Source organism: Comamonas sp. HJ-2, from assembly GCF_053615495.1.
This window is the reverse complement of the sequence record NZ_JBSIFD010000014.1, coordinates 133,839-152,901: the sequence shown is the minus strand read 5'-3', so window position 1 is coordinate 152,901 and position 19,063 is coordinate 133,839. Positions and strand designations below refer to the sequence as shown.

Here is a 19,063-nt window from a genome sequence, read left to right as displayed (position 1 = left end):
CAAGCACTACAATGCGCTAAAAGATCAACTTTAACCCCGCACCCTGGGAACTCATGATGAAGCAATTTCTGATCGCTTTCGCCCTTTCCGCCGCTGCCGTGGCCCCTGCCATGGCCGATCAGGCCCTGGCGCAGTCCAAGAACTGCATGGCCTGCCACGCTGTTGACAAGAAGCTGGTTGGTCCCGCATTCAAGGATGTGGCCGCCAAGTATGCAGGCCAGAAGGACGCCGCCGACAAGCTGGCTGCCAAGGTCATCAAGGGCGGCTCCGGCGTGTGGGGCCCCGTGCCCATGCCCGCCAATCCCCAGGTGAACGACGCCGATGCCAAGAAGCTGGTGGCCTGGATTCTGACGCAGAAGTAAATCGACTGCTTCTCAACGGCGCGAGACAGGGCCGTTATCAAAAACCGCATGGCTCCCATGCGGTTTTTTGTTTCTGAAGCTACCGCGACTCAGCGGATCGCCCTGCTCTTCCATCAGCCCTACGGCACCAGGATTCCAGACTTCGCTCCGCCCCCCTGAGGTCAGCATCCGCAACACTTGAATGCAGCAACTCGGCCCGTGGCTCGCGCAGCGACGAATCAATACCGCAGCCGTTGCAATGCAGACTGTCAGGCAGCAACGTGCAATAAAAAAGGCCCCGAAGGGCCTTTTTGGATTCACAGCCTAGGCCTGTGAATTACGCATCACGCGAAGCACGCTTGCGGTCGTTTTCCTTCAAGTGACGCTTGCGCACGCGCAGGCTGGTGGGGGTGATTTCCAGCAGCTCGTCGTCTTCGATGAATTCCACGCCGTACTCCAGCGACAGCTCGATGGGAGGCGTGATCTTGATCGCGTCTTCCTTGCCGGAAACACGGAAGTTGGTCAGCTGCTTGGTACGTGTGGCGTTCACCACCAGGTCGTTGTCGCGGCTGTGGATGCCGATGATCATGCCTTCGTACACGGGGTCGCCGGCCTTCACGAACATGCGGCCACGGTCGTCCAGCTTGCCCAGGGCGTAAGTGAAGATTTCACCGTCGTCCATGGAGATCAGCACGCCGTTCTTGCGGCCGCCGATGTCGCCCTTATGGGGTTCGTAGCTGTCGAAGATGTTGGCGATCAGGCCGGAACCACGTGTCAGGTTCAGGAATTCGTTGGTGAAACCGATCAGGCCGCGGGCAGGGATACGGTATTCCAGACGGACGCGACCGCGGCCATCGGGTTCCATGTTCACCAGCTCGCCCTTGCGCTCGCCCAGTGCCTGCATCACGCCGCCCTGGTGGCCTTCTTCGATGTCGGCAGTCACCAGCTCGATGGGCTCGTGCTTTTCGCCGTCGATCATCTGCATCACGACGCGGGGCTTGGACACTGCCAGCTCGTAGCCTTCGCGGCGCATTTCTTCCAGCAAGATGGTCAGGTGCAGTTCACCACGACCGGAGACTTCGAAGATACCGTCTTCGTCGGTTTCCTTGACGCGCAGAGCCACGTTGGAGCGCAATTCCTTTTGCAGACGGTCCCAGATCTGGCGGCTGGTCACGAACTTGCCTTCACGACCTGCCAGGGGCGAGGTGTTCACGCAGAAGTTCATGGTCAGCGTGGGCTCGTCAATCTTCAGCATGGGCAGAGGCTGAGGATTGGCGGGATCGGTGACGGTCTCGCCGATACCGATGTTTTCGATACCGCTGATCAGCACGATCTCGGAAGGACCGGCTTCGGTGGCCTGCACGCGATCGATACCCTGGAAGGTATGCACCTGGTTGATCTTGCCGCTGTAGCTCTTGCCGTCAGGACCGGCCATCACAGCCACTTGCTGACCGGGCTTGAGCGTGCCCTGGGTGATGCGGCCCACGCCGATACGACCCACGAAGGTGGAGTAATCCAGAGCGGAGACCTGCAGCTGCAGGGGAGCGCTGGCATCGCCCTGCACGGAAGGCACATGGTCGAGGATGGTGTCGAACAGGGCGGACATGTCCTCACCCCACTTGGCACCGGGCTCGCCCTCTTCCTTGGACGACCAGCCGTTGATGCCGGAGGCGTAGACCACGGGGAAGTCCAGCTGCTCGTCGGTGGCGCCCAGCTTGTCGAACAGGTCGAAAGCGGCGTTGATCACCTTGTCGGGGTTGGCACCGGGCTTGTCCACCTTGTTCACCACCACGATGGGGCGCAGACCCAGGGCCAGAGCCTTCTTGGTCACGAAGCGCGTCTGGGGCATGGGGCCTTCCTGCGCATCGATCAGCAGCACCACGCCGTCGACCATGGACAGGGCACGTTCCACTTCGCCGCCGAAGTCCGCGTGACCGGGCGTGTCGAGAATGTTGATGTGGGTGTCCTTCCAGGACACGGCACAGTTCTTGGCCAGAATGGTGATGCCGCGCTCACGTTCGATGGCATGGTTGTCCATCACGGTGTCGACGACTTTTTCGTGCTCGGCAAAAGTGCCGGACTGGCGCAGCAGCTGGTCCACCATGGTGGTCTTACCGTGGTCAACGTGCGCGATGATCGCAATGTTGCGGATTTGTTTGCTCATAATGTTTCCAAAATGCCGCTTGCTTGTGGACGCGGCGTTCCTTCCAAAATTTGTTGAATTTCTAGCGGACTGAGCAGGCGCTCGGGAATCAATTCCCCGCTCGCCACACGGCCTACCCCTAAAAGGGCATGCGGGCGCTCACCATACACCGCCACGGCCGGGGCATCCGCCCAAGACCCTCGACGGCGCAAGCCTGATAGAAAGCGACCTGCATCCTGTTCACCCAAGGTGACGACGGCATGACGATGCAGCAGGGTATCCACAGGCTGGACCTGCGCGATGCGCTCTTCATCGTTCATGGCTTCCAGCGCCTCCAGCGTCACGCAGCGCGACACCTCAAGACCGCCGGTTTCCACACGGCGCAGAAAACGCAAGTGGGCGCCACAGCCCAAGGCCTCGCCCACGTCTTCGCCCAATGTGCGGATGTAAGTGCCCTTGCTGCAGCTCACTCTCATCTTGACGGCCGGATGCCCCTGATCGTCCTGCACCAGAGTCAGCTCCAATGCATGAATGGTGACATCTCGTGCGGGGCGCTCCACTTCCACGCCCGCACGGGCATATTCATAGAGTGCCTTGCCGTCCTTCTTCAGCGCACTGTGCATGGGTGGCACCTGCTTGATGTCGCCTGTGAACTGGGCCTGCACCTGCGCCAGGCGCTCGGGCGTGATGGCTGCCAGATCGACGGCACGCTCCAGCACCACATCGCCCTCGGCATCGGCCGTGGTCGTGGTCTGGCCCAGGCGGGCAATGGCTTCGTAGGTTTTCTCGGCTTCGAGCTGAAGCTGACTGAATTTGGTGGCAGCGCCGAAACACAGCGGCAGCACGCCACTGGCCAGCGGATCAAGCGTGCCTGTATGCCCGGCCTTTTCGGCGCGCAGCAGCCACTTGACCTTCTGCAAGATATCGTTGCTGGACCAGCCCAGCGGTTTATCGAGCAGCAACACCCCATGCACAGGGCGCCGCTGCACCCGGGTGCGAGGGGCGTTCATGTGCTTATTCCTGTTCGGGTCCGCGCGACGCCACAGCCTTGGCGATCAAGGCGTTCATGTCGGCAGCGCGCTCTGTAGTGCGGTCGTAGACGAAATGCAGCGTGGGCACGGTATGAATGTGCAGACGCTTGAACAGGCCGTTGCGCAGAAAGCCTGCGGCCTGATTGAGTGCTGCCAGCGTCACTTCGGGATCGCCGACGAGCACGCTGAAGAACACCTTGGCGTGGGCATAGTCAGGAGTCACCTCCACGCCTTGCAGCGTGACCATGCCGACGCGCGGGTCCTTCAACTCGCGGGCGATCAGCTCCGACAGATCACGCTGGATCTGGTCGGAAACTTTGAAGCTGCGGTTGGGAGCAGCAGATTTGCGTTTGGTTGCCATGAATAAAAAAGGAGCTATTTGCGCTTGCTGCACAAGGAATTCAAGGCATTTTCAGCCTCAAACCCTTGCGTAACAGGCACTAGCAGCTATTGCTTTTACAGCGTACGAGCGATTTCCTTGATCTCGAAGACTTCCAGCACGTCGCCTTCCTTGATGTCGTTGTAGTTGCGCAGCTTGATACCGCACTCGAAGCCTTCCTTGACTTCCTTGACATCGTCCTTCATGCGACGCAGCGACTCGATCTCGCCCGTGTAGATGACCACGTTGTCGCGCAGCAGACGGAAGTGTGCATTGCGGGTGACGTGACCTTGCGTGATGTACGAGCCGGCAATGGTGCCGATCTTCGTCGCCACGAACACGGTACGGATCTCGGCCATACCGATGATCTCTTCGCGCTTCTCGGGAGCCAGCATGCCCGACATCGCAGCCTTCACCTCATCCACGGCGTCGTAGATGATGTTGTAGTAGCGAACGTCGACATCGTTGCCTTCAGCGGTCTTGCGGGCCTGAGCATCCGCACGCACGTTGAAGCCGATGATGATGGCCTTGGAAGCCAGCGCCAGGTTGACGTCGGACTCGGAGATACCGCCCACGCCGGAGTACACCAGCTGAACCTTGATCTCGTCGGTAGACAGCTTGAGCAGCGAGGCTGCCAGAGCTTCCTGCGAGCCTTGCATGTCGGCCTTGATGATGATGGGCAGGGTCTGCACATCGCCAGCGGACATTTCGGCGAACATGTTTTCCAGCTTCGCAGCCTGCTGCTTGGCCAGCTTGGTGTTGCGGAACTTGCCGGCGCGGTAGGTCGCGATTTCACGGGCACGGCGTTCGTCGCTCAGCACCATGAAGTCGTCACCCGCCTGGGGCACTTCGTTCAGACCCTGAATCTCTACAGGGATGGAAGGACCGGCTTCCTTGGTCTGCTTGCCGTCTTCGTCGAGCATGGCTCGCACGCGACCATAGGTCTGGCCCGCCAGCACCACATCGCCGACCTTCAGCGTACCGGACTGCACCAGCACCGTAGCCACGGTACCGCGACCCTTGTCCAGCTGGGCTTCGATCACGATACCCTTGGCAGCGGCGTCCACGGGCGCCTTGAGTTCCAGCACTTCGGCCTGCAGCAGCACTTGCTCCAGCAGCTCGTCGATGCCCTGGCCGGTCTTGGAGGACACGGCCACGAAGGGAGAGTCGCCGCCGTATTCTTCGGGCAGCACCTCTTCCACGACCAGCTCCTGCTTGACGCGATCGGGGTTGGCTTCGGGCTTGTCGGCCTTGGTGATGGCCACCACGATGGGAACACCAGCCGCCTTGGCGTGCTTGATGGCTTCCTTGGTCTGGGGCATGACGCCGTCGTCGGCAGCGGCCACCAGAATCACGATGTCGGTGGACTTGGCACCGCGAGCACGCATGGCCGTGAAGGCCTCGTGACCGGGAGTGTCCAGGAAGGTGATGATGCCGCGAGGCGTCTTCACATGGTAGGCACCGATGTGCTGAGTGATGCCGCCGGCTTCGCCCGACGCCACCTTGGTGCGACGGATGTAGTCCAGCAGCGAGGTCTTGCCGTGGTCCACGTGACCCATGACGGTCACCACGGGAGCGCGCGGCAGTTGCTCGGCTTCGGAGTTGGAGACTTCCTCGGCGGTGAAGGCCTCGGGATCGTCCAGCGCTGCCACCTTGGCGGTGTGGCCCATTTCTTCCACCACGATCATGGCGGTGTCCTGGTCCAGCGGCTGGTTGATGGTGACCATCTGGCCCATCTTCATCAGAACCTTGATGACCTCGGATGCCTTGATGGCCATCTTGTGAGCCAGTTCGGCCACGGTGATGGTCTCGGGCACCGAAATCTCCAGCTGACGGAACTCGGGAGCCTGCTGCTGTTGCTGCTCGTGACGATCATTGCCACGACGGCCGCCCTTGGGACCACCGCGCCAGTTGGAACGGCCAGCCACGCCGCCGGAGCTGTCGCCACGGGTCTTGATTTCCTTCTTCTTGCCGGCGTCGTTGGACCAGCTCGAAGACAGCTTGGCGGACTTGACTTCCTTGCCTGGACGGGCGCCGCCGCCGGCATTGGCCGCGCCAGCGCTGCCTGCGGGCTTGTTGCCATCCTTGGCGGCAACAGGCTTCTTGGCATCGGCGGCAACCGGAGCAGCCTTCTTGGGCTCCTCGGGCTTCTTGGCGACCAGCACCTTCTTGGGTGCAGCCATCATGGCGCGGATGGCTTCCGCTTCGGCCAGGGCCTTGCGGCGGCGCTCATCCAGATCCTTGGCGCGGCTGGCTTCTTCAGCAGCCTTGGCCTGGGATTCGGCTTCCGCCTTGGCGCGTGCCTCGGCCTGGGCCGCAGCACGTGCGGCAGCGCCTGCGGCGTGCTCGCGCTTTTCTTCTTCCTTTGCCGCCTTGGCTTCAGCCACCTTGGCGACTTCCGCGGCTGCATAGGCTGCAGCACGTTCCTCGGCTTCGCGCTCGCGGCGCTCGCGCTCTTCGCGCTCTTGACGTTCCTTGGCCAATTGTTCTTCCTGATGGCTCAACAGCTCGGCCTCGCGGCGAGCATCTTCTTCACGGCGTACCAGCTCTTGACTAGCGGCACGCTCCTGCACAGCCTTAGCCATGCTTTCCGCATTGGCCTGAGCCTCGGCGGGAGTGTCTTCCCGCTTCACGAAAGTGCGCTTCTTGCGCACTTCCACCTGAATCGTACGGGCACGGCCCGATGAATCCGCCTGCTTGATTTCGCTGGTGGACTTCTTGGTCAGCGTGATCTTCTTGGCACCGCTGCCATGGCTTGCCTGCAGGTGAGACAGCAAGCGCTGCTTGTCACCTTCGGTCAGCGCGTCAGCCGCATTGGCCTTGTCAACCCCGGCGGCCTTGAGCTGCTGCAGCAAGGTATCAGGGGTCGTGTTGCGCTCTTTCGCAAATTCTGCAACCGTATTACTCGACATAAATGCTCTGTACCTCCCTGACCTTACTCTTGCCCATCGGTAAACCAGTGCTCACGCGCCTTCATGATCAAGGCCTTGGCTTCTTCGGCAGTCTGACCGGTGATTTCGGTCAGCTCGTCGATCGCCAGGTCGGCCAGATCGTCACGGGTGTGCACATCAGCTTGCGCCAGCTTGTCCAGCAGCTCGGCAGTCATGCCGTCCAGAGACACCAGATCCTCGGATGCCTTGCTCACATTTTCTTCGCGAGCAATTTCCTGACTCAGCAGTGCATCCTTGGCGCGGCTACGCAGCTCGTTCACCGTCTCTTCGTCGAAGGATTCGATTTCGAGCATTTCCTGCAGCGGCACATAGGCCACTTCTTCCAGGGTCTCGAAACCTTCTTCGATCAGGATGTTGGCGATTTCCTCGTCCACATCCAGCTTTTCCATGAACAGCTTGCGCGAGACAGCCGACTCGTCGGCCTGCTTCTGGGCAGACTCTGCAGCGTCCATGATGTTGATCTTCCAGCCTGTCAGCTCGGAGGCCAGACGCACGTTCTGACCGCCGCGACCGATGGCGATGGCCAGATTTTCCTCGTCCACCACCACGTCCATGGCGTGCTTTTCCTCATCCACAACGATGGAAGAGACATTGGCAGGAGCCAGGGCACCGATCACGAACTGGGCGGGGTCTTCGGACCACAGCACGATATCCACACGCTCGCCGGCCAGTTCGTTGGTCACGGCATTCACGCGGGTGCCGCGCACGCCGACGCAGGTGCCGATGGGGTCCACGCGCTTGTCGTGGCTGAGCACGGCGATCTTGGCACGAGAGCCGGCGTCACGGGCGCAGCTCTTGATCTCCAGCAGGCCTTGCTCGATCTCGGGCACTTCATTGCGGAACAATTCCACCATGAATTCGGGAGCCGAGCGCGACAGCAGGATGGGAGCGCCGCGCAAGGTGGCATCGACTTCCATGATCATGGCGCGCACACGGTCGCCATTGCGCAGATTTTCCTTGGGGATCATCTCGCCGCGCTTGAGTCGGCCTTCCACACGGCCGGATTCGACAATGATGTCGCCCTTGTCCATGCGCTTGACGGTACCGGTGAAAATCTTCTCGCCACGGGCCAGGAATTCGTTGAGCAGCATTTCGCGCTCGGCGTCGCGAATCTTCTGCAGGATGACCTGCTTGGCAGCCATGGCACCGATACGGCCGATGGGCAGCGACTCGATCTGCTCTTCAATGAACTCACCAATTTGAATGCCGGGCACGCGGTCTTCCGCATCCATCAGCATTTCTTCGGCGTCGGGGTTCTGCAGACCGGCATCGTCAGACACCACCACCCAGCGGCGGAAGGTGTCGTAGTCGCCGCTTTCGCGATCGATGGACACGCGGATGTCTACTTCACCTTGGTACAGCTTCTTGGTGGCCTGTGCCAGTGCGGATTCCACGGCACCAAAAACCACATCGCGTTCCACGTTCTTTTCACGCGAAATGGCTTCAACCAACATCAACAGTTCGCGATTCATGCGACGACTCTCCTATTTCAATCACACAAAGAGGATTTGCATGCGACCTCTTTGCCCCAAAAGATTCAAACGCTTCAGCTGCCTCATTCGGGCTTGGCTGCGCGTCCTTTGAAATTCACAATCGGTGCCAGACGAGCTTCGCGCAACTCGTCAAGCGTAAAGCCCATCGCGTTCAACGGCGCAGGCTCACGCTTCTTGCTGACGCGCACGCCCGGCTTGGGAGGCGGCTCATCGCTCCAGACGATCTGCCAGCCACCTTCTTCAGTCCGCTCCAGCGTGCCACGAAATTTTTTGCGGTTTGCATTGATCTTGTCGCCACCCGCAGCCCCGATGGGAGCCTTGAGCGTCAGATCCACCTCCGAGCCTTCAAAGCGGATGAAGTCCTGCTCATGGCGCAGCAAACGATCAATGCCTGGAGAAGAGACCTCCAGGCGGGCGTAGTCCGCACCATCGACTTCCAGCGCAAACTGAAGCTGGCGCGTGACCTTTTCGCAGTCTTCCACTGTCACGAACTGCTCGGGCAGCTCAGGCGCACCTTCCTCCGGCGCCTGCCAAGGCAAATCAATCGTGATGCGCAGCAGGCCGCCGGCCGAGCGCTCGATTTCAACCAGGTCATAGCCCAGACCTGTCACGGTTTGTTCAACGATTTGCTGTAGTGCCACGTGTATTCAGTTCAATCCCGAAAAATCTGTCAAATCATGGACTTAGCTCTACCAAAAACAGGTTTCGCCATGAATTGCCCAAAAAAAACGGGCGGTATGTACCCGCCCGTTTGGTCGTGAAGCCGTGATTGTAGCCGCAAACCACTGTTTTCGCAAAAAGTGTCTCGCATAAAACAGCGATCAACGCAAGACTTCCTGCAGGTCATCAGCGCGCAACAATCGCTGCAGCAAATCCTGGGCCTCCTGCACATCTGCGGGCCTCGCCGCCGCATCTGCGGGCAGGGATTGCAGCATCCGCGCCAGCACCCCCGTCTGCGGAAGCACAGGCCCCAGAAATCTGGCCTGCTCGCCCTGCGCCACCAAAATGGACGGAAAGGTTTCTATGTCCAGATCGCCAGCGACATCCTCACGGTCTTCCACATCGAGCCAGACAAAACGCATCTGTGGAAACTGGGCAGCCAGAGCCTCGAAGGGCTGCCGGTACTGTTTACAGGTACCGCACCAGTCAGCACAGAGGCAGACAACCAGCCATGCGTCTGCTTTTGTAATTTCTTGTTTCATTTCACGAACTCTGGGCAGGCCTTCGCACACGCCCCTGCATTGATCCCGGCAATGGTAGCGCCAGATGCACCCAAGGACTCAAACCCCGGTCATCACCCCACCAGCGCGCATTGAGACCCTTGAAGCTGCCGCACTCTATCCCTATTATTTTCCTGAATGCGGGCGCAGCAATGGCAGCAGCCAAGGCAACAGTCTTGCGCCCATCTTTTGACAAGAAGATTGGTGACTCCATGGATTACAAGGACTATTACAAGATACTTGGCGTGGACAAAAAGGCCTCCACCGAGGACATCAAAAAGGCCTATCGCAAACTCGCCCGCAAATACCACCCCGACATCAGCAAGGAAAAAGACGCGGCTGCTCGCATGGCCGAGGTCAACGAAGCCAACACCGTGCTCTCCGACCCCGAAAAGCGCGCCGCCTACGACGCCATGGGCGACGAGATGCAGTTTGCTCAAAATGCCAGAACTCAGGGCAAGGGAGGCTTTCGCCCGCCGCCCGACTGGGATCAGCAGGACTTTCACTTCAGCAGCCAGGGCGATGCCGGCAGCGACGCCGATTTCAGCGACTTTTTCTCGCAGATGTTCGGCCAGGCCGCTCGTGCACGGCGCCATCAGGGCCAGCAAGGCGCGCGCAGCACCCCAGACATGCGCGGCCAGGACCAGCATGCCAGCATAGAGCTGGATCTGCAGGACAGCTATAGCGGCGCCGTGCGCTCGCTGCATCTGCGCAGCACCGTGCTCGACGACCAGGGCATCCCCACCCACAAGGACAAGGAGCTGCAGGTCACCATTCCCAAGGGCGTGCGCGAGGGCCAGATGATTCGCCTTGCCGGTCAGGGCAACCCGGGTCTGGGCAAGGGTGCTCCAGGCGATCTGCTGCTGGAGGTGCACTTCCGTAGCGATCCGCGCTGGTGGTCCGAAGGCAAGGATGTCTACCAGCGAGTGCCGCTCGCGCCCTGGGAAGCCGAGCTCGGTGGCCCCGTCCCCTTCAAGACGCTGGCCGGGGAACTGGAAGTCACCGTGCCCGCCGGCTATCGCTCGGGTCGCAAGCTGCGCCTCAAGGGCAAGGGCCTGCCCGCCGCCACGCCGGGTGATCTGTACCTGGTGCTGGATGTGGTCTTCCCACCCGCGGCGACACCCGCGCAAAAGCAGGCTTATGCCGACTTTGCCAGGGCCTTCCCGCAGTTCGATGCCCGCAGCCTGAGTTGAAAGGTTTTCCCATGAGCCCCTCCCACTACCCTTTCTACGAGCCTGCCGAGCTGCTGGAACAGGCCGTGCTCGATCTGCACGAGCTGGCGCGCCATTGCTGCACCAGCCCGCAATGGGTGATCGAGCATGTGCAGACAGGCGTCATCAGCTACGACAACGAAGGTCAGCTGCGCGAGATCAGCCACGAGCAATGGCGCTTCAGCAGCCAGACGCTGGTGCGTGCACGCCGCATTGCCCAGCTGGAACACAGCTTCGACGCCGACCCTCAGCTCGCTGCCCTGACCACCGATCTCATCGAGGAAGTGCAGCAGCTGCGCCGCAAGCTGAAAAATCTTCAGGGATGAGCAAACCAATGCTCTGAAGCCGTGAAAAGCAAAAAGCCCTCGCACCGAAGTGACGAGGGCTTTTTTGCGGGCCGCACACCAGGGCGCAGCCTGCCGCAGGAATTAGCCGTGGCGCTTGCCGGGCTGCTTCTTGCTGCGAGTGTGCGAACCACGCTCCAGGCTCACGCGCTGGCCACGGCCGGGAGTGGGCAGGGTCACGCCATTGGGTGCCTGGGGACGGGGAGTGGCCTTGCGGTCTGCTTCGGTAACGATCTTATTGCCCATGTCGAATTCTCAATTGGGAGGTTGAAAAGGATCAATTAGGCCACAGCCAGAGAATTCGCGCCAAATAAATACAAACTTTCGAGTGCGGATTCAGTGTTTTTCAGCGAATGCCTGTCTCGCGAATCAGTGAACCGACAGCAATTGCAGGCATTCAAAGCCTCAAACCTTTGAAGGGAAGGCGCTGCTCGCCATCACATTCAGACCGCCGGAGACTCGGCAACGACCCCGGCAGCCTCGACCAACTGGCGCGTGTATGCCTGCCTCGGCGCAGTCAGCACCGCCTGCACATCGCCCTGCTCCACGATCTGCCCGTCCTTCATGACCAGCACCTCATGGGCCATGGCGCGAATCACATCCACATCGTGGGTGATGAGCAGATAGGCCAGACCACGCTCCTTCTGCAGCCGCTGCAACAGGGCCAGCACCTGCTGCTGAATGGTGACGTCGAGTGCACTCGTGGGCTCGTCCAGCACCAGGACCTCGGGCTCCATGATGAGCGCGCGTGAAATCGCCAGGCGCTGCCGCTGCCCGCCCGAGAATTCATGCGGATAGCGCTGCAGCAGGCCGGGAAACTGGGCTTCGATCAAGCCCACCTCTTCGAGCATCTTGAGCACGCGCTCGCGCCGCGGCCCGGCAGCGAGCTCAGGGGCATGGATCTGCAGGCCTTCGCCGACGATCTCCTCCACCGTCATGCGCGGCGACAGCGAGGAGAACGGATCCTGGAACACCACCTGGATCTTGCGCCGCAGCGCCAGATTGGCGGCGCTGTTGCGGATTGCCGGCTGCTGCCATTGCCTGCCGGCCACCTGCAGCTCCCCGGCCGCAGGCAACAGCCCCAGCACGGCCTGGGCCAGCGTGGATTTACCGGAGCCCGATTCACCGATCACGCCCAGGGTACGGCCGGGCCGCAGCAGCATATCCGCGCCCTTGACCGCGACGAACGCGCCCTTTTTGAACCAGCCGCGAATGCCGGGCAAGGGCGTGGCATAGCTCACCTGCAAGGCCCGGGTCTGCACCACGGCAGCCTCACCGGCCGGCACGGTCTCATCCGCCACATTGCGCACCGGCCGGCTGGCCAGCAGCTTGCGGGTATAGGCATGCTGCGGGTTCCGCATCAGCTCGGCCACCGCGCCCTGCTCCACGAGACGGCCTTTTTCCATGACGGCCACGCGGTCGGCAAAGCGGCGCACCAGGTTCAGGTCATGCGTGATCATCAGCACGGCCATGCCGGTCTGCCGCTGCAGATCGGCCAGCAAATCCAGGATCTGGCCACGCAGCGTCACATCCAGCGCCGTTGTCGGCTCGTCGGCCAGCAGCAGCCGGGGACGGCTGGCCAGGGCCATGGCGATCATGGCGCGCTGCCGCTGGCCGCCGCTGAGCTGGTGCGGAAAGCTCTGCGCGCGACGCTCTGGCTCAGGGATGCCAGTAGTGGCCAGCAGCTCGACGGCCTGCTTCAAGGCCTGCGCCCGGCTCAAGGCCTGCTTGAGCTGCAGCACCTCCGCCACCTGCGCGCCGACGGTCATCAGCGGGTTCAGCGCCGTCATCGGCTCCTGAAAGATCATGGCGATATCGCCGCCGCGTATGCCCTGCATCTCGCGCTCCGAAAGCCCCAGCAGATCGCGCCCGTCCAGCAGGGCCCGGCCACCCAGTTGCGCATCGCCCACCAGGCGCAGCAGCGACAGCGCCGTGACCGACTTGCCCGAGCCGGACTCCCCCACCAGCGCCAGCTTTTCACCGGCAGCCATCTCGAAGCTCACGCCCTGCACCACGGGCTTGCCCGCAAAAGACACGCTCAGATCGTGCACGCTCAGCAACTGGCTGCGGCTCTCAATCCCATACTTTTCCTGGCTCATGGCTTGCCTCCTGCGCGCTTTGCAGCCCCGGTGTGCGCCTGCTTGCGCGGGTCCAGCGCATCGCGCAGGGCGTCGCCCATAAAGGTCAGCAACAGCAGCGTGATGACCAGCACGCCAAAGGTGGACAGGGAAATCCACCAGGCATCGATATTGTTCTTGCCCTGGCTCAGCAGCTCACCCAGGCTTGGCGTGCCTGGCGGAACGCCCAGACCCAGAAAATCGAGCGAGGTCAGCGCCAGGATGGCCCCGCTCATGCGAAACGGCAAAAAGGTGATCACCGGCGTCATGCTGTTGGGCAGAATGTGGCGAAAGATGATGGAGCGATTGCTGGCACCCAGGGCCTGGGCGGATTTCACATAGTCGAGCTGGCGATTGCGCAGAAACTCGGCTCTCACATAGTCGGCCAGCCCCATCCAGCCGAACAGGCTCAGCAGGATCAGCAGCAGCGAGACACTGGGCGCAAACAGCGCGCTGAAGATGATGAGCAGGTAGAGCTCGGGCATGGAGCCCCAGATTTCCGTCAGGCGCTGGAAGGCCAGATCCGTCTTGCCGCCAAAGAAGCCCTGCACCGCTCCCGCCAGCACGCCCAGCAGCACGCCCACGGCCGTCAGCGCCAGGCCGAACAGCACGCTGACGCGAAAACCGTAGATGAGCTGCGCCAGCAGATCGCGCCCCCGGTCGTCGGTGCCCAGCCAGTTGTCGGCCGACGACGCAGAAGGATTGGGCGACTTGGCAAAGTAGTTGATGGTGGACTTGCCATAGCGGTTGATGGGGAAGATCGCCCAGTTGTCGCCCTCGCCGAGCCTTTGCTGGATGAAGGGATCGAGGTAATCGGTCGGCGTATGGAAATCGCCGCCAAACGTGGTTTCCGGGTAATCGTGCAGCAGCGGCAGATAGGTCTGCCCCTCGTAGCGCACGATGAGCGGCTTGTCGTTGGACAGCAGTTCGGCAAACAGGCTGAGCAGCACCAGCACCGAGAAGATCAGCAGGCTGACAAAGCCCAGCCGGTTGGATTTGAAACGCCGCCAGGCCCGGCGCCCCGGGGACTCGGATTTGGCAGCAGGCGCCGCCGGCACACGCTCCACTCCTGTATTCATAGCTTCTTGCGCTTGCAGGGCATTGGTTTGAGGCTTATTTTGCATAAATCAGTCAAACTTGACCCGGGGGTCCACCCAGACATAGCAAAGATCGCTGATGAGCTTGGTCACCAGGCCGATCAGCGTGAACAGATACAGCGTGCCCAGCACCACGGGAAAGTCGCGCCGGATCACGCTTTCATAGCTGAGCAGACCCAGGCCGTCGAGCGAGAACAGGGTCTCGATCAGCAGCGCGCCGGCAAAGAAGGCGCCGATGAAAGCCGAGGGAAAGCCCGTGACGATGGGAATCAGCGCATTGCGAAACACATGCTTGTAGAGTACCTGGCGCTCGGACAGGCCCTTGGCGCGGGCCGTCAGCACATACTGCTTGCGGATCTCTTCGAGAAACGAGTTCTTGGTCAGCATGGCCGTCACGGCAAAGCTGCCAGCCACCATGGCGGTCACAGGCAGCGCGATATGCCAGAGATAGTCCGCCACCTTGCCCATGGTGCTGAGTTCGTCGAAATTGGCCGATGTCAGCCCGCGCAGCGGAAACCACTGCAGCTGCCCGCCAAAGACGACCAACAGCGCCACGCCCAGTACAAAGCCCGGGATGGCATAGCCGATGAGAATCACGATTGTGGTCGCCAGATCGAAGCGCGAGCCGGCCCGCACAGCCTTGGCCACGCCAAGGGGCACAGCCACCAGATAGCTGATGAAAAACGTCCACAGCCCCAGGCTGATGGAGACCGGCAGTTTTTCCTTGACCAGCGCCCAGACGCTTTTGTTCTGAAAAAAGCTGGTGCCCAGATCGAAGCGCGCGAACTGACCCAGCATCTGCACAAAGCGTTCTACCGGCGGCTTGTCAAAGCCGTACAGCGCCTTGATCTCTTCAAGCCGCTTGGGGTCCACGCCCTGGCCGCCCCGGTAGCTCATGGCAGCACCTTCGGCGCCGTGTCCGGCACCGGCCTTGGCCTCGGCCAGATACTGCTCCACCGGGCCACCGGGCACGAACTGGATGACCACAAAGGTCAGCAGCAGCACGCCCAGCAGCGTGGGAATCATCAGCAAAATACGTTTGAGAATATAGGCAAACATCTTCGATCAACCCTTGTTTTCAGCCGCGGCGGCGATGGCCACAGCGCAGGGCCGCCCCAAGCAAGGCCAGCCCCCTCGGGAGGCAGCGACCCGTGCAACGGCGGAGCGTGGGGGCCACTTTACCTGGGCCGCCGCGCCGGGCCGCCCCAAGCAAGGCCAGCCCCCTCGGGGGGCAGCGACCCGTGCAACGGTGGAGCGTGGGGGTCACCTTACTTGGCCCACCAGGCATAGACGGCCCATAGCTCGCCCGGAGAATAGGCTGGAATCTGCCCCGGCAGCGCCAACTTCCAGGCGTCATAGACCATGCGATGCGTGCCCGAGTAATACTGGGGGATCAGGTAATGGCCGTGGACGATGATGCGCTCCAGCGCATGGCAGGCGGGCAGCATCTGCTGCTCGGACTTGGCCGCAGCCATCTGGGCGATGATGGCATCCACGGCCTTGCTCTTGAGACCGACATAGTTCGAGGCCCCCTCCACATCGGCGGCAGCGCTGCCGAACAGCTCGGCATATTCCTGGCCCGGATTGTGCGTGCCGGGCACGTTGAGCGTCACGATGTCGAAATCGTATTTGTCCATGCGCTGCTGATAGAGCGCGTAGTCCACATTGCGCACCTTGAGCGTGATGCCCAGCTTTTCCAGATTGCGCATCCAGCTGCTGACGATCTTGACACCGCTCTCGCTGCTGTCCAGATATTCCAGCACCATGGGCTCGCCCCCGGCATTGCGCAAGGCTCCATCCCTGACCGTCCAGCCGGCATCGGCCAGCAGCTTCTGCGCACGCCGCAGATTGCCGCGCAGGCCATCAGGCCCATCGGTGCGTGGCGGCTGGGCCATCTGCCCCAGCGTGCCTGGCGGCAGACTGCTCTCATAGGGCTTGAGCAGGGCCAACTCGGCATCGCTGGGATCGCCCGTGGTTTCGCAAGCGGTGTTGCCAAACAATCCATGCACGCGCTGATATGCGCCATAGAACATCTGACGGCTCATCCACTCAAAGTCATAAGCCAGGCCCAAGGCCTCGCGCACACGCACATCCTTGAGCAGCTCACGCCGCGTATTCAGGAAAAAACTCTGAAAGCCCGAGGGCAGCTTGTTCTCGAACGCGCCCTTGACCAGTTCGCCCGAGGCGAAGCGCCGCCCCGTCAGACGCCTGGCCCAGTCGCCCGCGCTGTTGATGCGCATGAGATCGAACTCACCGGCCTTGAGTGCCTCCAGCCGCGCCGTGTTGTCCTTGTAGATCTTGATGGTGATTCGGTCAAAATTGGCCAAACCGACACGCACCGGCAAGGCTGCCCCCCAATACTTAGGGTCGCGAACATAGCTGATGTCCTTGCCAAACTTGACCGGCCCTATCTTGTAGGGCCCGCTGCCGATAGGCGTGTCCATCACCACCTGATCGAAGGCCTTGGGCTTGCCATCCGCGCCCAGCCCCCAGTCACGGCTGAACACCGGCAACAGGGCGCCCACGGTCAGCGGCAGGTCTCGGTTGGGCTTTTTGAAGCGAAAGCGCACCGTGCGCTCGTCGAGCACATCACAGGCAGCCACCTCGGCAAACAGCGTCTTGTAGCCGGGCGAGACATATTTGCTCAGCAGCGTCTCGTAGCTGTGCTTCACATCCTGGGCCAGCACGGGCTTTCCGTTGTGAAAGCGCGCCTGCTTGCGCAGTTTGAAGGTCGCGGACAGGCCGTCGGCCGCCACCTCCACATCCTCGGCCAGCAGGCCGTAGCCCGTGGCCGTCTCGTCGAGACTGGGGGTCAACAGGGTCTCGAACAGCATGTCCGCCAGATAGGCAGGCGGCGAGCCCTTGATGGTGAAGGGGTTGTACTTGTCGAAGGTCGAATAGCGCAGATTGCTGACCATACGCAACTCGCCGCCCTTGGGCGCTTGAGGGTTCACATAGTCAAAGTGCCTGAAGTCGGCCGCGTACCTGGGCTGACCCCAGAGCGCATAGCCATGTGCTGCCAGGGCAGGTGTGGCAACTTGGCTGCTGACAATCAGGGCTGAGCAAATCATCCAATGGCGCATGCGACAATTCTGCCCTACCCCGACTGATTCGCACCCAGTTCGAACAGATACGTTTTCAAAGATGGCGCGTCTGCCACAGATGCAGCCATCGTCTCTTTCAATTTTCTTTGGAGAACAACAATGGGTTTTCTCGCCGGTAAAAAGCTGCTGATCACGGGCGTTCTGTCCAACCGTTCCATTGCCTACGGCATTGCCAAGGCCTGCCACGAGCAAGGCGCAGAACTGGCTTTCAGCTATGTGGGCGAACGCTTCAAGGACCGCATCACCGAATTTGCTGCCGACTTCGACTCCAAGCTGGTGTTCGACTGCGACGTGGGCGACGACGCCCAGATCGAAAAGCTGTTCGCCGACCTGGGTGCCACCTGGGGCAAGTTCGACGGCTTTGTGCACTCCATCGGTTTTGCCCCCCGTGAAGCCATCGCTGGCAACTTCCTCGACGGCCTGAGCCGCGAGAACTTCAAGATCGCCCACGATATCAGCGCCTACAGCTTCCCTGCCATGGCCAAGGCAGCCCTGCCTTACCTGAACGACAAGTCCTCGCTGCTGACCCTGTCCTACCTGGGTGCTCTGCGCTCCATCCCCAACTACAACACCATGGGCCTGGCCAAGGCATCGCTGGAAGCATCCGTGCGTTACCTGGCAGAAGCCGTGGGCCGCACTGCCGACGGCCGCGCCATCCGTGCCAACGGCATCTCCGCCGGCCCCATCAAGACCCTGGCTGCCTCCGGCATCAAGGACTTCGGCAAGCTGCTGGGCCGCGTGGCCGACGCCGCTCCTCTGCGCCGCAACGTGACCATTGAAGACGTGGGCAATGTCGCGGCCTTCCTGCTGTCCGACCTGGCCTCCGGCGTGACCGCCGAGATCACCTATGTGGACGGCGGCTTCAGCCAGACTGCAGGCCTGTCTGCCGATCAGGTCTGAGCCCCAGGCTTTTGACGACACCAGCCCCGCAGGCCTCAGCAGCCTGCGGGGCTTTGTTTTTTGGGGCCGTGCCCGACATCTTGGCCCTTGCCCTACAAGCGCGGCAAAGCACTGACGCTATGGTTCACAGTGTTTTCTCTATGGTTCTGACGAATATTCAAGAGGAGCTTACATGCCATATCGTTTTCTCGTCCTGGCCGCATCCGCTGCTGCCCTGACGGCCTGCAGCACCCCCGAGCCCCAGCCTGCCCAGGCCATCGCCAGGCTGCAGGCCACTTCGGGCAGCAAGGTCGGCGGCGATGTGAAATTCACCCAGAAGACCGGCCAGCAGGTGGTGGTCAATGCCGTGATTCACGGCCTCAAGCCCAATTCCGAGCATGGCTTTCACATCCACGACAAGGGCGACTGCGGCGACAACGGCAATGCCGCTGCCGGCCACTTCAACCCGCTGGGCAATCCGCATGGCAAATATGACTCGACCCAGCACCATATGGGCGACCTGCCCAGCCTGAAGGCCGACTCCAACGGCGTGGCCACCGTCAACGTACAGTCGGCGGACATCACCTTGCTGGCCGGCCCTGGCAATGTCATAGGCCGGGCGGTCATCGTCCATGCACAGCCCGACGACTACACCACCCAGCCCACGGGCAATGCCGGCGCGCGCATCGCCTGCGCCGTTATCAGCCGCGACTAACGGTCTTGCCCCTTTGACAAAAGCCGCTGCCTGGCTGC

17 protein-coding genes are annotated in these 19,063 nt (G+C 61.6%); 5 read left to right on the top strand and 12 right to left on the bottom strand.

Translation table 11 applies throughout. From position 1 onward, the window contains the following. The first annotated feature begins 56 nt into the window (after positions 1–56). Positions 57–362, top strand: a complete 306-nt coding sequence (locus tag ACWGXF_RS13510) for a c-type cytochrome (RefSeq protein WP_003063149.1) — start codon at positions 57–59, stop codon at positions 360–362. 316 nt (positions 363–678) lie between these two features. On the opposite strand, the gene typA is transcribed toward ACWGXF_RS13510, so the two are convergent. The 7 genes from typA to ACWGXF_RS13475 form a co-directional block, all read right to left on the bottom strand. Further along, positions 679–2,505 (bottom strand): translational GTPase TypA, encoded by a 1,827-nt coding sequence (gene typA, locus ACWGXF_RS13505; RefSeq protein WP_452102035.1) that lies wholly within the window; start codon positions 2,503–2,505, stop codon positions 679–681. Further along, positions 2,502–3,494 (bottom strand): tRNA pseudouridine(55) synthase TruB, encoded by a 993-nt coding sequence (truB, locus tag ACWGXF_RS13500; protein ID WP_003063153.1) that lies wholly within the window; start codon positions 3,492–3,494, stop codon positions 2,502–2,504. The genes typA and truB overlap by 4 nt, the downstream gene beginning before the upstream one ends. 4 nt (positions 3,495–3,498) lie before the next feature. Further along, entirely contained in the window at positions 3,499–3,876 is a 378-nt protein-coding gene (gene rbfA, locus ACWGXF_RS13495) for a 30S ribosome-binding factor RbfA (RefSeq protein WP_003056352.1), read from the bottom strand. Positions 3,877–3,971: 95 nt separating this feature from the next. Then, positions 3,972–6,806, bottom strand: coding sequence for a translation initiation factor IF-2 (gene infB / locus ACWGXF_RS13490; protein ID WP_012837914.1), 2,835 nt, complete (start codon positions 6,804–6,806; stop codon positions 3,972–3,974). 23 nt (positions 6,807–6,829) lie between these two features. After that, positions 6,830–8,317, bottom strand: coding sequence for a transcription termination factor NusA (gene nusA / locus ACWGXF_RS13485; protein WP_003063156.1), 1,488 nt, complete (start codon positions 8,315–8,317; stop codon positions 6,830–6,832). Between the two features lie 83 nt (positions 8,318–8,400). Then, complete coding sequence (rimP, locus tag ACWGXF_RS13480) at positions 8,401–8,979, bottom strand: ribosome maturation factor RimP (protein ID WP_003080490.1); 579 nt, start codon at positions 8,977–8,979, stop codon at positions 8,401–8,403. Between the two features lie 180 nt (positions 8,980–9,159). Then, complete coding sequence (locus ACWGXF_RS13475; RefSeq protein WP_034349992.1) at positions 9,160–9,540, bottom strand: thioredoxin family protein; 381 nt, start codon at positions 9,538–9,540, stop codon at positions 9,160–9,162. 230 nt (positions 9,541–9,770) lie between these two features. On the opposite strand from ACWGXF_RS13475, the gene ACWGXF_RS13470 reads away from it, so the two are divergent. Together ACWGXF_RS13470 and ACWGXF_RS13465 are read left to right on the top strand one after the other, a co-directional pair. Continuing rightward, positions 9,771–10,751 (top strand): DnaJ C-terminal domain-containing protein, encoded by a 981-nt coding sequence (locus tag ACWGXF_RS13470; RefSeq protein WP_087864393.1) that lies wholly within the window; start codon positions 9,771–9,773, stop codon positions 10,749–10,751. 11 nt (positions 10,752–10,762) lie between these two features. Further along, positions 10,763–11,095, top strand: coding sequence for a chaperone modulator CbpM (locus ACWGXF_RS13465; RefSeq protein ID WP_003063164.1), 333 nt, complete (start codon positions 10,763–10,765; stop codon positions 11,093–11,095). A gap of 102 nt (positions 11,096–11,197) precedes the next feature. Here ACWGXF_RS13465 and ACWGXF_RS13460 read toward each other — a convergent pair whose 3' ends face one another. The 5 genes from ACWGXF_RS13460 to ACWGXF_RS13440 all read right to left on the bottom strand — a co-directional run bounded on the left by ACWGXF_RS13460 (position 11,198) and on the right by ACWGXF_RS13440 (position 17,410). After that, a complete protein-coding gene (locus ACWGXF_RS13460; protein ID WP_003056362.1) occupies positions 11,198–11,359 on the bottom strand; it encodes a hypothetical protein in 162 nt (53 codons plus the stop codon). 197 nt (positions 11,360–11,556) lie between these two features. Next, the gene (locus ACWGXF_RS13455; RefSeq protein WP_256630252.1) at positions 11,557–13,212 is read right to left on the bottom strand and encodes an ABC transporter ATP-binding protein; all 1,656 of its coding nucleotides are present in this window, start codon (positions 13,210–13,212) and stop codon (positions 11,557–11,559) included. Further along, a complete protein-coding gene (locus ACWGXF_RS13450) occupies positions 13,209–14,309 on the bottom strand; it encodes an ABC transporter permease (RefSeq protein WP_452102034.1) in 1,101 nt (366 codons plus the stop codon). Before ACWGXF_RS13450 ends, ACWGXF_RS13455 begins: the two co-directional genes overlap by 4 nt. A 48-nt stretch (positions 14,310–14,357) precedes the next feature. Next, a complete protein-coding gene (locus tag ACWGXF_RS13445) occupies positions 14,358–15,386 on the bottom strand; it encodes a microcin C ABC transporter permease YejB (RefSeq protein WP_012837909.1) in 1,029 nt (342 codons plus the stop codon). Positions 15,387–15,595: 209 nt separating this feature from the next. After that, complete coding sequence (locus ACWGXF_RS13440; RefSeq protein ID WP_080771257.1) at positions 15,596–17,410, bottom strand: extracellular solute-binding protein; 1,815 nt, start codon at positions 17,408–17,410, stop codon at positions 15,596–15,598. Positions 17,411–17,530: 120 nt separating this feature from the next. Here ACWGXF_RS13440 and fabI point away from each other — a divergent pair, with 120 nt between their 5' ends. Both fabI and ACWGXF_RS13430 read left to right on the top strand, forming a co-directional pair. Next, a complete protein-coding gene (gene fabI / locus ACWGXF_RS13435) occupies positions 17,531–18,331 on the top strand; it encodes an enoyl-ACP reductase FabI (protein WP_003063172.1) in 801 nt (266 codons plus the stop codon). Positions 18,332–18,503: 172 nt separating this feature from the next. Then, a complete protein-coding gene (locus ACWGXF_RS13430) occupies positions 18,504–19,025 on the top strand; it encodes a superoxide dismutase family protein (RefSeq protein ID WP_003063174.1) in 522 nt (173 codons plus the stop codon). The last annotated feature ends 38 nt before the right edge of the window (positions 19,026–19,063 follow it).